Source organism: Marinobacter sp. KM021, from assembly GCF_050707965.1.
Classification (GTDB): Bacteria; Pseudomonadota; Gammaproteobacteria; order Pseudomonadales; family Oleiphilaceae; genus Marinobacter; species Marinobacter shengliensis.
Window position 1 is genome coordinate 2,474,161 of the sequence record NZ_CP136129.1, and the last position, 15,973, is coordinate 2,490,133.

12 protein-coding genes are annotated in these 15,973 nt (G+C 59.6%); 8 read left to right on the plus strand and 4 right to left on the minus strand.

Annotated features, from left to right (window positions below; translation table 11 throughout):
• Positions 1-29 precede the first annotated feature (29 nt).
• Positions 30-1,328 (minus strand): urea ABC transporter substrate-binding protein, encoded by a 1,299-nt coding sequence (gene urtA, locus RVM24_RS11680; protein ID WP_138435329.1) that lies wholly within the window; start codon positions 1,326-1,328, stop codon positions 30-32.
• 341 nt (positions 1,329-1,669) lie between these two features.
• On the opposite strand from urtA, the gene atzF reads away from it, so the two are divergent.
• From atzF to RVM24_RS11705, 5 genes are all read left to right on the plus strand, one after another.
• The gene (atzF, locus tag RVM24_RS11685) at positions 1,670-3,511 is read left to right on the plus strand and encodes an allophanate hydrolase (RefSeq protein ID WP_431474029.1); all 1,842 of its coding nucleotides are present in this window, start codon (positions 1,670-1,672) and stop codon (positions 3,509-3,511) included.
• 58 nt (positions 3,512-3,569) lie between these two features.
• Positions 3,570-7,202, plus strand: a complete 3,633-nt coding sequence (gene uca, locus RVM24_RS11690; protein ID WP_431474030.1) for an urea carboxylase — start codon at positions 3,570-3,572, stop codon at positions 7,200-7,202.
• 425 nt (positions 7,203-7,627) lie between these two features.
• Positions 7,628-8,323 carry a GntR family transcriptional regulator gene (locus tag RVM24_RS11695; protein WP_431474031.1) on the plus strand — a complete coding sequence of 232 codons (696 nt, stop codon included), beginning with the start codon at positions 7,628-7,630 and terminating at the stop codon, positions 8,321-8,323.
• A 408-nt stretch (positions 8,324-8,731) separates the two neighbouring features.
• Entirely contained in the window at positions 8,732-9,004 is a 273-nt protein-coding gene (locus RVM24_RS11700) for a ComEA family DNA-binding protein (protein WP_061332622.1), read from the plus strand.
• Positions 9,005-9,113: 109 nt separating this feature from the next.
• The gene (locus RVM24_RS11705) at positions 9,114-10,058 is read left to right on the plus strand and encodes a DMT family transporter (RefSeq protein ID WP_431474032.1); all 945 of its coding nucleotides are present in this window, start codon (positions 9,114-9,116) and stop codon (positions 10,056-10,058) included.
• A gap of 24 nt (positions 10,059-10,082) precedes the next feature.
• Here RVM24_RS11705 and gloA read toward each other — a convergent pair whose 3' ends face one another.
• Both gloA and RVM24_RS11715 read right to left on the minus strand, forming a co-directional pair.
• Positions 10,083-10,625, minus strand: coding sequence for a lactoylglutathione lyase (gene gloA, locus RVM24_RS11710; protein ID WP_431474033.1), 543 nt, complete (start codon positions 10,623-10,625; stop codon positions 10,083-10,085).
• 200 nt (positions 10,626-10,825) lie between these two features.
• Positions 10,826-11,965 carry an alkane 1-monooxygenase gene (locus tag RVM24_RS11715; RefSeq protein ID WP_431474034.1) on the minus strand — a complete coding sequence of 380 codons (1,140 nt, stop codon included), beginning with the start codon at positions 11,963-11,965 and terminating at the stop codon, positions 10,826-10,828.
• Positions 11,966-12,222: 257 nt separating this feature from the next.
• Here RVM24_RS11715 and RVM24_RS11720 point away from each other — a divergent pair, with 257 nt between their 5' ends.
• The 3 genes from RVM24_RS11720 (at position 12,223) to RVM24_RS11730 (ending at position 15,147) form a co-directional block, all read left to right on the plus strand.
• Positions 12,223-12,879 carry a GntR family transcriptional regulator gene (locus tag RVM24_RS11720; protein ID WP_374815992.1) on the plus strand — a complete coding sequence of 219 codons (657 nt, stop codon included), beginning with the start codon at positions 12,223-12,225 and terminating at the stop codon, positions 12,877-12,879.
• Positions 12,880-13,075: 196 nt separating this feature from the next.
• Entirely contained in the window at positions 13,076-14,092 is a 1,017-nt protein-coding gene (locus RVM24_RS11725) for a DUF6160 family protein (RefSeq protein WP_374815989.1), read from the plus strand.
• Between the two features lie 107 nt (positions 14,093-14,199).
• Entirely contained in the window at positions 14,200-15,147 is a 948-nt protein-coding gene (locus RVM24_RS11730) for a YbgA family protein (protein ID WP_286251405.1), read from the plus strand.
• Positions 15,148-15,217: 70 nt separating this feature from the next.
• Here the strand turns inward: RVM24_RS11730 and RVM24_RS11735 are convergent, their stop codons facing one another.
• Positions 15,218-15,949 carry a DUF481 domain-containing protein gene (locus RVM24_RS11735; protein ID WP_374815378.1) on the minus strand — a complete coding sequence of 244 codons (732 nt, stop codon included), beginning with the start codon at positions 15,947-15,949 and terminating at the stop codon, positions 15,218-15,220.
• Positions 15,950-15,973 lie beyond the last annotated feature (24 nt).

Consider the following 15,973-nt stretch of genomic DNA (forward strand, 5'->3'; position numbering starts at 1 on the left):
AGGCACGCTCACCTGCCCGGTTGGGTCGCTTAGTTGGAAGCCACTTCCGCAGAGCCACCGCACTTGCCGGTCACCACGTTGAAGTTGCCGCAACGCAGCGGGGCGCGCCAGTCACTGATCAGGTCTTTGGAACCCGGCAGGAAGTCAGACCAGGCATCGCCAGCCACGGTAGACGGCGTTTCCCAGACTACGGAGAACTGGCCGTTGTCCTGGATCTCGCCAATCAGCACCGGCTTGGTGATGTGGTGGTTGGGCATCATGGTGGCAATGCCGCCGGTGAGGTTGGGCACGGCTACGCCGATGATCGCGTCTTTGATGGCGTCGACATCGGTGGTGCCGGCTTTCTTCACTGCCTCAACGTACATGTTGAAGCCGATGTAGTGGGCTTCCATGGGGTCGTTGGTGACGGCTTTTTCGTCGCCCTTGAACTCTACCCAAGCGTCGATGAAGTCGTAGTTGGCTTCGTTATCCACGCTCATGAAGTAGTTCCAGGCAGCCAGGTGGCCCACCAGCGGCGCGGTGTCGATGCCGGAAAGCTCCTGCTCACCCACGGAGAAGGCCACCACTGGAATGTCGGAGGCGGAAACACCCTGGTTACCCAGTTCCCGGTAGAAAGGCACGTTGGCATCGCCGTTGATGGTGGAAACCACGGCGGTTTTCTTGCCGGCGCTGCCAAAGCTCTTGATGTCGGAAACGATGGACTGCCAGTCCGAATGACCAAACGGGGTGTAGTTGATCATGATGTCTGCATCGGCCACGCCCTGGTCTTTCAGGTAGGTTTCCAGGATGCGATTGGTGGTGCGCGGATAAACGTAATCGGTGCCCGCCAGTACCCAGCGTTCAACGCCCAGGTCGTTCTTCAGGTAATCCACCGCCGGAATGGCCTGCTGGTTGGGCGCAGCGCCAGTGTAGAAGACGTTTTCAGAAGATTCCTCACCCTCGTACTGCACCGGGTAGAACAGCAGGCCGTTCAGTTCTTCCACCACCGGCAGCACGGATTTACGGGACACCGAGGTCCAGTTGCCGAAAATCACATCTACTTTTTCTTTCTCCAGCAGTTCCCGTGCCCGCTCAGCGAACAGCGGCCAGTTGGAGGCGGGGTCTACCACGACCGGCTCCAGCTTGCGGCCCAGTACACCGCCTTCGGCGTTCTGCTTTTCGATCAGCATCAGCATGGTGTCTTTCAGTGCGGTTTCACTGATCGCCATGGTGCCGGAGAGGGAATGCAGAATGCCCACTTTGATGGGGTCTTCCGCCGCCATGGCGTGGAAGGAGACAGACAGTGCCAGTGCAGACAGGCCCATTTTCACGTGTTTTTTGATGCTCATGTTGCGCGTCCTTTTCGTTGGGTTATGAGTCGTCAAACGCAACGGGGTGATTGCATCTGCCGTTCCAACTCCTACAAAAAGCACGATAAACCAATAAGTTATCTAGTATACAAGCTAGACAAAGGCCGCCAGGGCCGGTGATTTACCCGGATTGAGGCCTGATTTTGGTGCCTTCTGGCGCGTTTCTGCGCCTTACTGGTGCATGCCGGTTTTGCCCAACTATCATGCAAAAACCATTAACCAACTGTTTTTATTGAAATAGTGACGTTTATCCGGTGTCTGGCACGCAGCTTGCCATTGCTCATGTATACAAGTTTTACCACACATGAGGACGACATCCCATGCCAACCACCCTTGGATGGACGATCGCAGACTGGCAACAGGCCTATAGAGAAGGCGCCGAGCCAGAAGCCCTGATCAGCAAACTGCTGGATTACCTGAAAGGTGACGACAGCGCCTGGATCTCCCGGTTGGGCGAAGACGGCTTCCACCAGGCTATGGCCGAACTGGCGGACCAGTTGGAAACCGTTGACGGTGATCTGGAACAGTTACCGCTTTATGGCATTCCGTTCGCGGTGAAAGACAACATTGATGCCGCCGGCTTTGAAACCACCGCCGCCTGCCCGGCCTTTGCCCACACCCCCGAACAAGACGCCACCGTGGTGCGCAAACTGAAAGCCGCCGGCGCCGTGGTGATTGGCAAAACCAATCTGGACCAGTTCGCCACCGGGCTGGTGGGCACCCGGTCGCCCTATGGTGCGGTACCCAACAGTGTTAACCCGAAGGTGATCAGCGGCGGCTCCAGCTCTGGTTCTGCCTCTGTGGTGGCACGGGGCCTGGTGCCCTTTGCCCTGGGCACAGACACCGCCGGCTCCGGCCGGGTGCCCGCCGGCCTGAACAACCTGGTGGGGCTGAAACCCACCAAGGGCCTGTTCAGCATTAACGGTGTGGTGCCGGCCTGCCGGTCGCTGGACTGTGTCTCGGTGTTCGGCCTGACCATTGGCGATGCCGTCCTGGTGGCAGAGGTGATGGCGGGCTTTGATGCCGCCGATGCCTTTTCCCGGAAAGCACCCAGCGCCCTGCCCCTGGATGCCCCTGCCCTTCGCCGCCCCGGCCCGGTGCAGCGCCTGGCCATTCCTGAACACCCCGAGTTCTTTGGTGACCAGCAGGCGGAAGCGGCCTGGAATACCGCGTTGGGCCAGTGGCGCCAGTTGGATACCGCCGGTGTTGAACTGGTGCCGCTGGATTTCAGCCCGCTGCTGGAGTTGGCCGCCCTGCTCTATGAAGGCCCCTGGGTGGCCGAACGCCATGCGGCGGTGCAGACGTTTATGGCCGAACACAACGGTGACATGAACGAGACGGTGCGGGCAATCATCAGTAAAGCCGCCAACTTCACCGCCACCGACACCTTCAAAGCGCAGTATCGCAAGGAAGAATTGCTGAGGCAGATTGACACGCTCCTGGCGGAAGTGGACAGCCTGATGGTTCCCACCGCCCCCATCGCCCCAACCATTGATGCGGTCAATGCCGACCCGGTGGTGCTAAACAGCCAGCTGGGCACGTACACCAACTTCGTGAACCTGGCGGATCTGTGCGCCCTGGCGGTGCCCGCCGGCTTCCGGGACGACGGCCTGCCCTTTGGCGTGACGTTGATCAGCGGCGCCTGGAAAGACCGGGAACTGCAAACCCTGGCCAGCCAGTGGCTGAATGCCCACCCAACGCCGTTGGGCGCCACAGATAAAACCCGCCCGGAGGAAGTGGTTACTTACCAACCGGCCGTTCCGACCATTCAGGTGGCGGTGGTGGGCGCCCATTTGTCTGGTATGCCCCTGAACACCCAGCTCACCGAACGCAAGGCCCGGCTGCTGGAGCAAACCACCACCACCCCCAACTACCGCCTGTACGCCCTGCCCAACACCACCCCGCCCAAACCGGGCCTGAAACGGGTAGAGCAAGACGGCGCCGAAATCGTGCTGGAAGTCTGGGAAATGGCCGCCTCGGAATTCGGCTCCTTCGTCGACCTGATCCCCGCCCCCCTCGGCATCGGCAACGTTGAGCTGGCCGATGGCCGCTGGGTGAACGGCTTTATCTGCGAAGGCTACGGCTTCACCGGCGCCAGAGATGTCACCGAATTCGGCGGCTGGCGCGCCTTTGTCAAATCCGGGGCCGCCGCCCCCCAATGATGCGCTTCGGGGTCAGACCCTGCGGGTCTGACCCCACCTACTCCGGAGACCAAACAACATGTTCAAGAAAGTCCTCATCGCCAACCGAGGCGAAATCGCCGTCCGCACCATCCGTACCCTCAAAGCCATGGGCATCGGCAGCGTTGCCGTGCACTCCCATGAAGACCGCCACAGCCTGCACGTCACCACCGCCGATGAAGCCGTGGCGTTGGTGGGCAAAGGTGCCAGCGAAACCTACCTGGACAAGGCCCAGATTCTGGCAGCAGCCAAGCAAACCGGCGCGGAAGCCATCATTCCCGGTTACGGCTTTTTGTCCGAGAACGCCGACTTCGCCGAAACCTGCGAGGCCGAAGGCATTGTGTTCATCGGCCCCACCCCGGAACAGATGCGCGAATTCGGCCTGAAACACCGGGCCCGGGAACTGGCGGAAGCCGCCGGCGTACCCCTGGCCCCGGGCAGCGGCCTGCTGGAAACCCTGGACGAAGCCCTGCAAACCGCCGAGCGCCTGGGCTACCCGGTAATGCTGAAAAGCACCGCCGGCGGTGGCGGCATCGGCCTGACCCGCTGCAATAGCGAGAGCGAACTGCGGGATGCCTTCGAAACCGTTCGTCGCCAGGGCCAGAGCTTCTTTAACGACAGCGGTGTGTTCCTGGAGCGCTTCATTGCCCGGGCCCGCCATGTGGAAGTGCAGATGTTCGGCGATGGCCAGGGGAATGTGGTGGCCCTGGGCGAACGGGACTGCTCCCTGCAGCGGCGCAACCAGAAGGTGGTGGAGGAAACCCCGGCGCCGAACCTGCCGGCCGCCACGCGCCAGGCCATGCTGAATGCCGCCGTCTCCCTCGGGCAGTCGGTGAATTACCGCTCTGCCGGTACCGTGGAATACATTTACGACGCCGACCGGGACGAGTTCTATTTCCTGGAAGTGAACACCCGCTTACAGGTAGAGCACCCGGTGACCGAGTCTGTCACCGGCCTGGACCTGATCGAGTGGATGCTGAAAATCGCCGCCGGCGAAAGCCCGGACCTGGCCAGCTTCCAGCCGGAACTGAACGGCGCGTCCATGGAAGTGCGCATTTACGCGGAAGACCCGCTGAAAGATTTCCAGCCCTCCCCCGGTGAACTGACCGATGTGTACTGGCCGGAACACGGCGTGCGGGTGGATACCTGGGTGGAAAACGGCAGCGAAGTGTCCGCCCACTACGACCCGATGATCGCCAAACTGATTGTGCACGGCACCGACCGGGCCGATGCCCTGGCCAAACTGCGCCAGGCGCTTGCGGAAACCCGGCTGATGGGCATCGCCACCAACCTGGATTACCTGCGCCAGGTAGTGGCCCAGAAAAGTTTTGAGGATGGCATTGTCTCCACCCGCGCGTTGGAGAGCTTCGAGTTCAAGCCGTCAGTGGCGGAAGTGCTGAAACCCGGCACCTACACCACCGTGCAGGATTACCCCGGCCGTGTGGGCTACTGGAACATCGGTGTACCACCCAGTGGCCCGATGGACGACTACGCCTTCCGCATTGCCAACCGGATTGTCGGCAACCACAACGACGCCGCTGGCCTGGAGTCCACACTGATTGGCCCCAGCCTGAAATTCCACAAGGATTCCGTAGTAGCGCTGACCGGTGCTCTTACAGACGCGACCCTCGACGGCAAGGCGGTGGAATTCTGGAAACCCATTACCGTCAAAGCCGGCCAGGTGCTGGCCGTGGGCAAGGCCATCAAAGGTTGCCGTACCTATCTGGCGGTACGCGGCGGTTTTGATGTGCCGGTGTACCTGGGCAGCCGGTCTACCTTCGCCCTGGGCCAGTTTGGCGGCCACGGCGGCCGCCCATTGCGCCCCGGCGACATGCTCGGCATCAGCCAGCTGGAGCTGCCCGCCTGCACCACCCCGGGGCCAACCCACGACCCCGCCCCGGCAGACCCGGACCTGATTCCGGATTACCCCAACCACTGGGAAATCGGCGTGCTCTATGGCCCCCACGGCGCCCCGGATTTCTTCTCGGAAAAATCCATCGAGAAGTTCTTCGAGCAGGATTGGGAAGTACACTACAACTCCAACCGCCTGGGCATCCGCCTGAATGGCCCGAAACCGGAATTCACCCGTGAAGACGGCGGCGAGGCAGGCCTGCACCCGTCCAACATCCACGACACCGAATACGCCATCGGCTCCATCAACTTTACCGGCGACATGCCGGTTATCCTCACCAAGGATGGCCCCAGCCTGGGCGGCTTTGTGTGCCCGGTGACCATCGCCAAAGCCGAGTTGTGGAAAGTCGGCCAGGTAAAACCCGGCGACACCATCCGGTTTGTAGCGATTGATAACGACACGGCGGTGCAACTGGCCGAACGCCAGGAACTGGCCATCAAGAGCCTGATGGCCCCGCCGGCGGTCACCCTGGTGGCGCCTGACCTGGCACCATTGAATGGTTTGTCTGCCACCATCCTGGCGCACCTGGACGAAACCGACGGCCGCCCGGAAGTGACCTACCGCCAGGCCGGTGACCAGTACATTCTGCTGGAATACGGCGCCAACGTACTGGACTTGGGCGCCCGCATGCGCATCCACGCCCTGATGGAAGCCATCGCCGATGTACAACCCAACGGCCTGCTGGAACTGTCCCCCGGCGTGCGCTCCCTGCAGCTGAGGTACGACGCCCGCCTGCTGTCCCAGGAAGCGCTGATGACCTACCTGCTGGACCTGGAAGCCACCTTGCCGCCCACGGATGAGCTGAAAGTCCGCAGCCGGGTCATCCACCTGCCCATGGCCTTCGAAGACAGCGCCACCCTGGAAGCCGTGGAGAAATACCGCCAGTCCGTTCGCGACACCGCGCCCTGGCTACCCAGCAACGTCGACTTCATGCAACGCATCAACGGCCTGCCCAGCCGGGACGACGTCAAAGACGTGCTCTTCTCCGCCCGCTACCTGGTACTGGGCCTGGGCGACGTCTACCTCGGCGCCCCCTGCGCCGTGCCTCTGGACCCACGCCACCGGTTGCTCACCTCCAAATACAACCCGGCCCGAACCTACACCGCCGAAGGCACCGTGGGCATCGGCGGCATCTACATGTGCATCTACGGCATGGACTCCCCCGGCGGCTACCAACTGGTGGGGCGAACCCTGCCGATCTGGAACAAATACTTGAAAAACAAACAGTTCGCCGAAGACGCGCCCTGGCTGTTACGGTTCTTTGATCAGGTATGCTACTACCCGGTCACCGAAGACGAACTGACCGAGATGCGCGACCAGTTCCGCGCCGGCAAGCTGGAAATCAAGATCGAAGAAGAAACCTTCGATCTGAAATCCCACCAGGCCTTCCTGGACGCCAACGAAAGCTCCATCGCCGAGTTCCGCAAACTGCAGCAGGCGGCTTATGCTAAAGAGGTGGCTTTGTGGAAGGAGAGCGAAGCCGAAGAACTCGACCGCCTGGCCAAGGCCCCGCCAAAACCGGATACCTCAGACTTGGAGCGGTTTGGGGAGTTGGTGAGCGCGGAGATTGCCGGGAATATCTGGAAGTGCCTGGTGAAGCCGGGGGATACGGTGGCGGAGGGTGATCCGTTGGTGATCGTAGAGGCTATGAAGATGGAGTTCGAGGTAAATGCGACGCTGTCTGGCACCATCAGTGCCATGCATGTGGAGCCTGGGAAGTCTGTTACTCCCGGGGAGCCCCTGCTTAGCATCGAAGTTTGATTACGGTTGCTGGTTTCGGGGTTGGGAAATCGGCGCCTTTGGTGCTGGCCTGCTGTTTGGGTGATAGCGCCGCTGTGCGGGAACCCCTCCACAGACACGCCGTGAACCCATCCATGGGGGCTTGAGCGCAGCATCCATGCTGCGCACAGTCTGTGGAGGGGTTCCCGCACATCGGCTTGGCTGGCTCCTGTGATTGCGGCTATCACCTCTCGCAGGCTTAGGGAGTCGGGTTTGGGGATTGGGGAGGCCTTTCAAAAGTGTGTGCGACAGGGATGTCGCACTCAAGCCTACATGGACGTATTCACGGCGTCTTTTGAAAGGCCTCCCCAATCCCCAAAACCCAGCGCCAAACTCCAAAACAAGAGGACACCCCCAAAAGAGGGCAAACTCCGAAAATGAAAACGACCACCAAAAGAAAGGCCTCCATGGCAGACCGGGTTTATGAAGCCCTGAAGGACGATATTTTTGAGTTCCGCCTGATTCCCGGGGACAAGTTCAGCGAGGGCGACGTGGGTGCCCGCCTGAATGCCAGCCGGACACCGGTGCGCGAGGCCCTGTACCGGTTGCAGCGGGAAGGCTACGTCGATGTTCTGTTTCGCAGTGGCTGGCAGGTTAAGCCCTTTGATTTTCAGCAGGTGGAAGAACTCTACGACTTGCGGATTACCCTCGAACGGGCCGCCATGCACAAAATCTGCGCCCTGCCCGAGGAACCTCAAACCCTGCGCACCCTGATTGCCATCTGGAACCCGGACCACCCCTCCGAACGGGCCGTGGGCAGTACCGTGCGGGCACTGGACGAGAGCTTTCACTGTGATCTGGTGGCCGCCGCCGGCAATCGGGAGATGACTCGTATTCACCGGGAAATTACCGACCGCCTGCGGATTATCCGCCGGCTGGATTTCACCCGGGATGACCGGGTGGATGCCACCTATATTGAACACTCACAGATTCTGGAAGCACTTCGCACCGGCCACGCTACCGATGCCGCCGACCGGCTGACCCGGCACATCCGGTCCAGCCAGAAAGCGGTGCGGGAAATCACCATGGAGAAGATAAAAGAGGCCGCCGACGCGCATCGCGGCGGGCAAGAAATTGCCCAGAAAAGCCCCGTGAAACAATGAACTTAGGTTCACCGGCCGGCTCACAGCCCTGTAGGAAATATCGCACACACCGACAGGCAGATGTCCGATTCTTAATGAACCGGCCAGGCGTAGAATGAGCATTGTCAGGGATGACAAGCCAGCACGGACGTTGGCTCAGGGATGGAAACTCCACGGAACCGGAGTTGCCCGATGGAACAGGGCTTACAGGGACGAACGCAAGGACGAAGTGCTCAGGATGATGCGCGCCTGATGGATCAGGCAGGGGTCAGCCACGGAATTTGGGGACTACACGGACTGTGGTCCCGTTCCGTGCACTTACACAGCCTACCGTTTTACCGTTTCTCTCATCGCTCCAGCCCATTACCCACACCCACGGTTTGTTACTCCTGACGTCTCATAACAACGTCTTTAAAAAGGAGTTCTCCGATGAAACACACAGGCATTCTGGCTACCCTCGTTCTGCTGTTCTCTCTGGCCACAGGCTTCGCCCACGCTGAACAGCCGGCTACCATTAACATCAATCAGGCGGACGTTGCCACGCTGGCCACCCTGAACGGCATTGGCGAAAGCAAGGCCGAGGCCATTGTGGCTTACCGCTCTGAAAACGGTCCGTTCCAGTCTGTGGAAGACCTGGCCAATGTGAAAGGCATCGGTGCTCGCACCGTTGAGCGCAATGCCGATCGGCTGTCTGCCGAGTAAGCGTTTAAGCCCTCCGGGCAGCCCTGGCTGCCCGTTCTTTCCCCTATAGCGCCAACTGCCAGCCACTGTTACCCTTTTCGGCTTTACATTCATTGCGTTGGCCACTTTCATGATTCATGGCGCTTTACTCATCGCGTTCGCGGCCCTGCTGTGGGGCACCACCGGCATTGTTGCCAAATTCCTGTTTACCGGCACCGAGCTGACCGGCCTTACGCTTGCGCTGTTGCGCCTGGTGGTTGCGTTGCCGTTTTTCTACCTGTTGATGCGGCGGGAACAGCAGCAGCTGGAATTACAGCATCCCGGCCAGAAGGTCCCCGGTAGTTCACTGCGCGGGCTCAGCGCCAAGGCCCTATTGCCATTAGCTGCAATGGGGTTGTTCCAGGCGTTTTATCAGGGTAGTTATCTGGTGGCGGTTGATCTGACCGGTGCCGGCATCGCCACGCTGATCGCCCTGTGCCTGCCGCCAGTTCTGGTGGCCATTCTGGCGGCGCCCATGTTAGGCGAAAAACCGGGCCCGCTGACTCTGGCGGCGGCGTTTGCGGCCATCCTCGGCACTGGCATGCTGGTGGCCAGTGATATGGACACGGCCGGTACCTTGCGGCTTGCGGGTATTCTGATGGCGTTGCTTGCCGCCGCCGTATACACCGGCTTTACCCTCACCAGTCGCTACAATTCCGCCGGCACCCCGGTGTTCACCACCGCCTTTATCTGTTTTCTGACCGCTGCCCTTCTGCTAGTGCCGATAGTGGCACTTACCGGTGGCTTTGCCGGGCTCGCCAGCCTTGGGCTGTCGCACTGGTTGATGGTGCTGTACATCGGCGTGGTGCCAACCTGTATTGGCTACCTGTGTTTCTTCGCGGGGATGAAGACTACGCCTGCCACGCTTTCCAGCATCATCGTCACGCTGGAACCGTTGTTTGTGGCACTTCTGGCCTGGCTGATTTTGGGGGAGGTGCTGGGGCCCATCGGCATTACCGGGGCTCTGATACTGACCATTGCGGTTATTGTGGCTTCCCGTTTTGGCAACGCTCCCGGCAACAGTCGTTCAGACTGACGCCAGGGCTTTGCCAAGCCAGCCTTACTTGCGCTGCTTCTCCAGCATGTTGGGCTGCAGGATTTCAATCCAGTAGCCGTCCGGGTCTTTGATAAAGGCCAGGCCTTTCATCTTGCCGTCGTCCGGCTTTTTCACGAACTCCACGCCCAGCTTTTCGAAACGTTCGCAGGCCGCGTACACATCTGGCACGGCCACACCAATGTGACCAAAGCCCTGGGGCTGGTCATTGCCGTTGTGGTAGGCAAAGTCTGCGTCATCTTCTGTGCCCCAGTTGTGGGTCAGCTCCAGCATGGCTTCGCGGCCAAAGGTGAAGGTGGTGCGGTGGGCGTCATCGTTTGGTACTAGCTGAGCCTGTTTATCATCCAGGTAGCCCAGGAAATACAGGGTGAACTTCATTTCCGGGAAGTCCAGTTTGCGTACCAGGCGCATGCCCATCACGCGGGTGTAGAAGTCCATGGAGCGCTCGGGCTCTTTGATGCGCATCATGGTCTGGTTGAATACGTAACCTTCGGTCTCGGGAACCGGGGCGTCGTAAAGGCCCGGTGCCTGTTCGAAATGCTTGGGCATGTCGAGTGTCCTTATCGGATTGAGGGTTCAACCAATATACCTGTGTGCCCCCTTCCCGGATTTCAAGGGTAAAAAAAGACCCCGTGAACCAGAGACGCATTCACGGGGCTTTAAGGCCGGGTGTTACCCCGGCATTCTCCAGAGACACTCTGAAGGCTGTACCGCCCCGGCCGGGCAGGCCGGAGCCAATGAGAGGACTGTCAGGAAGTAAGCTGGTGCTCTTCGCCCTGGTAATAGGCTTCTACCCGAGGGTTCATCACCTTGCGCCAGAGGGGCGGGATGCAGGCCAGCACTACCATGGTGGCGTAACCCGCCGGCAACTGCGGGGCGATGTCGTGATGGCGCAGCACCTGGTAACGGCGCTTGGCAAAGGCATGGTGATCACTGTGGCGCTGCAATTGGAACAGGAACACGTTGGTCAGGAAGTAATTGCTGTTCCAGCTGTGCTCCGGCGTGGTTCGCTCGTAGCGGCCGTTGTCCAGCTTGCGACGATGCAGGCCGTAGTGTTCCAGATAGTTCACAATCTCCAGCAGGGTAAAGGCAATAAAGCTCTGGCCCAGGAAGAAGGCGGCGCCCAGCCAGCCGAACGCAACCGTGAAGGCCACCAGTGCCAGCAGGCTGATGCCATACCACCAGATCAGCTCGTTGCGCCAGCTCACGGGTGCCTGCCCCTTGCGCTTCAGGCGCTCGGCTTCCAGTTTCCAGGCGTTCATGAAGTTACGCACGTAGGCCTGGGGCAGGAAGTTGTACAGGGACTGGTTGTAGCGAGAGGATGAAGCATCCTCCGGCGTGGACACATGCACGTGATGGCCCCGCAGGTGCTCCACCTTGAAGCCGGCATAGCACACCAGCGACAACAGAAAGCCGCCCGCCCAGGGTTCCAGCTTGCCATCTTTGTGAATCAACTCATGGGCAACGTTGATGCCCAAGCCACCCACAATACCGATGGACACCACCCAACCAACGGCGCCGGCTACACTGAACACGCCGGAGGCCAGGGTGATCATGCTCCAGACCAGCAAGGCTGCGTAGGCAGCCACCCAGCCCAGCGTGATGACTTTGTAGAACTTTTCCTGATTCAACCGGGGCACGTCGTCCTGCTCATCCGGGTTCAGGGCGTCTTTACCGAGCATCATGTCCAGCAACGGAATGATGCCGAACACCACCACCGGCACACCCCAGGCAAACAGATTGATCAGGCCGGTGCTTTCCCCGGCCGCCAGCAGCAACGGCGGCAGCACCAGAGGAATCATGGCAATCAGGTAGCTGTATTTTTTCAGGGTAATCAGAACCCGACGGCGGCCAGCCTCGGTGTTCCAGGTAATCAGACGTGAGCTCATGGTAGCCCCCTTTTGTTGTCGAACCTTGTATCGGGATGGAAATAATGGCCTTACTTTTTCTGCATTATTGTCCTACAATATATCAGTCGTCAAGCATTGTTCTGGTTATTTTTTGACAATTGTCACGAAACACCCGCCCAGCGCGGGCCTGAATCCATCCATCAAGAGGCTGTGATAAACTCATGCGCGTTCAACCATCTGCCGGCGTACTGCCCTCTTTGGCCAGCCGGATTGTTCAACCTGTTCAGAGAGCCCTTATGGATTTTCAGGTGCCCAACACCCTGGCGGAGCAGATAGCCAACTACCTGGCGGAACGCATCATGACCGGGCAGATCCGCCCCGGTGAACGTATTCAGGAAGCCACCCTGGCGAACGAACTCAAGGTCAGCCGGGCGTCAGTGAAAGAGGCGTTGTATACACTCGAACGCTGGCACCTGGTGGAAATCACCCCGCGCAAAGGCGCCTCTGCCACCAAACTGAACGCCGATTACGCTTCAGAGCTGTATGACGTGTACATGCACCTGCTGATGATGCTGGCCGCCCGCCTGTGTGAGCGCTGGCAGGAATCGGACAAGCCAATGATGCTGGGCGCCGTGGCCCAAGTGGTGGAACAGGTAAAACAACCAACCGCCGACATTACCGCGGTGGTGGAGGCCAGTTTCGGGGTGATGGAGGCCTGCTGTAAGGTGGTGGACAACCCGTACCTGACGGAAGCCCTTTCCAACTTCAAACCCGCGGTCAGTCGCGCGTACTATCTCAGCGCGGAGCGGTATCGCCAGGGGCTGGCCCAAACCAGTCAGTTTTTCTCGGAACTTCCCCAGGCAGTCCTGGCCAGAGACGCCGACAAGGCCCAGGTGCTGATTCGCGGCTTTGCCGAACACCAGAAACAGCTGATTCGACAGGCCCTGAGCTGAGGCACTACTTGTCTGCTGTTCAGGGTGTGATCAGTCTCACAGATCCTTCCAGGGCACCGGCATAAAGTAACAGTGTGTAACCATTAACCACCGCAGCCTTGGTCCTGCTGTCCCTGCGGCCCGTCAGAGTGCCCGTAGCCAAGCCTTCAGGCCTCTGAATAACAACAAGAATGTCTGAACGGAATCCGGGGCCATCATGTCTTTTCACAGGGTTTTTCGTCATCCATCACGCCTGGCAGGTGCCTGCCTGTCTGCTACTTTCCTGTCGCTTCCGGCACTGGCGGATTTCCGCCCGCTGGATGATGCCTCCATGGCCGCCGTTACCGGCCAGGCTGGCGTGTCCATCGAGCTGGAAACCAAACTGAGCATCGACCGGCTGACCTGGACCGACGAAGGCTCGCTCAGTGTTAACGGCCTGCGGCTGTCCGGCCACAACGACACGGTACTCGACAACCTGAAGCTGACCATCGACATCGCCGGTGAGGGCGAGGTGCTGGAACACGGTTTTTCCGAGATTGCCCGGCGCGCCAACGCGGGCCTGTTGGATACCAGCAATCCGGATGTAGCCGATGCCCTGGCGAAGTATTCCGTGGCCGGCAGTTTTGGCAAGCAGTTCAATAGCGGTGATTTGGTGATTCACCTGGGCGCCACCGACTACGGCGACCCGACCAGCCTGGACGACTACCTGAAAGCGGTGGATTTTGAGCTGGCCATCGACAGCATCACCACCTCCGGCACGGATGGCAGCACCAACCTGTTCTCCGACATCAATCTTCAGGGCTACATCGGCCCTACCGATCTGGTGATTCGCAACGGCGGCAACTCTACCCGCACCCTGGCCAATGGCAATACCGTCTCAGGCTCCGAACTGCAGCTCGACACGCATTTTGAGGTGACCGACGGCAGCCTGAACTGGGACGCCGCAGACGTCATCCTTATTTTCAACTTCGCCGCTGTGGGCATTGAAGGCTTGCAAATACACAACCGCAGGGGTAACGATACCCTCGGTCATTTCGGCATGGCCCACGCCACCGCCAAATTGTCTCGCGGAACCGGTGCCACTTCTGGCAAGGAAGGCCTGTCGATCCATGAGGTGGAATTCCGGGCCGATATCGATATGCCGGTGTTCAAGGTGGGTGGCACCAGCATTGGCTCGGTGCAGTTCACGGATTTTGTCATCAGTGATACCACCATGATGGTGTACGGCCACTGACGGCTCCGCAATTACCCGGATGAACACTCTGCCCTGACTTGATCGGGCTATACTCACAGCACGTATAGTGGTGTAGTACCCGATCATCCAACGGCTGGAGAGTTTTAGTGACCGGTATTCCTGTTGGTATTAGCACTTGCCTGCTCGGCAAGGAAGTTCGCCACGACGGTGGCCACAAGCATTCCCGATACTGCACCCAGGTGTTGGCCAAGCATTTTGAGTTCCGCTCTATTTGCCCGGAACTGGAAGCCGGCCTGGGTGTTCCCCGCCCGGCCATTCACCTGCGCGAGCACGAAGACGGCCTGCACCTGGTGGAAAGCAAGGGCACCAAAGACCACACCGGAGGCATGCAGAACTTCATTGCCGAGGTGATGCCCTCGCTGGCGAACCTGCGTGGTTACATCCTGATGGCCAAATCCCCCAGTTGCGGCATGGAGCGCATCAAGATTCACAACGCGGAAGGTAATTTCATGCACCGGGATGGCCGTGGCATGTTTGCCGAGGCACTGATGAAGGCCTACCCCTTGATGCCGGTGGAGGAAGAAGGCCGCCTGCACGATGACATGTTGCGGGAGAACTTCATTGAGCGCGTGTTCTCCTACGACGACTGGATGCAGAACGTGGCCGGCGACAAGCTGACCAAGCAGTCGCTGCTGGAGTTCCATCAGCGCCACAAGTTCACACTTCTGGCCCACTCTGAAAAAATCTACCGGCAGCTTGGCCCGATGCTGGCCGACCTGAAAGCCGAGCCGCTGGCGCAGATTGCGGATCGCTACATTCACGGCTTTATGGAAGCCATGACCCAGCGCGTAAGCCGGGGTTCTCACGTGAATGCCATGCAGCATCTGCTGGGCTACCTGAAAGACGGGATGGCAGCGGAAGAGAAAGCGGTGCTGCTGGAGCAGATTGAAGCTTACCGGCGCGGCGAGATTCCGCTGGTGGTGCCGATGACGCTGCTGCGACTGGCCCAGCGTAAGGAGCCGGTGGATTATCTGCACACCCAGAAGTACCTGACCCCTTACCCGGATGAGTTGGGGCTTCGGAATAACGTCTGAGATTTCACGATATGAAAAAGGGGCAGATGACCAACCATCTGCCCCTTTTTTTGGCTCCGGGAATCCGGAATCAGAAACCGTACAGCAGCGAGAGCGAGGTCTCGGTGTCGGTTTTCTCTGAACCGGCGGGCGCATCAGAGACGTGCTTCACACGAAACGCCGCCTTCATGGACAAGCTGCCCACGATGGTGGTCTGCAATGCAGTCTCAGACTGGGTGATGGCATTGTTGTCATCCAGTCCAATTTCGGTGCTCAGCTTCTGGCGAAACAGGGCGGTGTCAGAGAAGGCATAATCGAACTGGCCAGCCAGACGGGCAATGGCCTCTTCTTCCACATCGCGGCCATCGGCATTGTCTTCCTTGAGTTTGTTATAGCGATAACCGCCACCCACTGAGAGATCCAGGAAGGAACGCTCCCCTGCCTGCCAGACCCGATTGCCATAACCGGTGGTCAGGGTGGATTCGAAGTCGTACCCGGAGAACCGGTCGTCCTCATAGGAACCGCGCAAGAACCAGTACTGCTGGTCGTCAAACTTGTAGTCTGCTTCCAGAGCCGCCTTGTATTCCTCAGCGGTGGTCTGGTCTTCGGCTTCGGTGTAGCGGGAGCTGAACTCACCGGTGTTGCGCCAGGTCTGGGTTTCATGCTGCAGGCCCAGACGGCTGTTCACTTTGGTTTCTTCGGTGTTGCCTGAGGTTATCAGCAGGCCAAGCTCGGCCTCACCTTTCCAGTTGCCACTGTCCTGAGCCTGTGCCATCGGGGCCAGGGCCATGCATGCAATCACCAGCGGTTTTCTGATACCCATGTTATCTCCTTGGTTGGGTTAGTC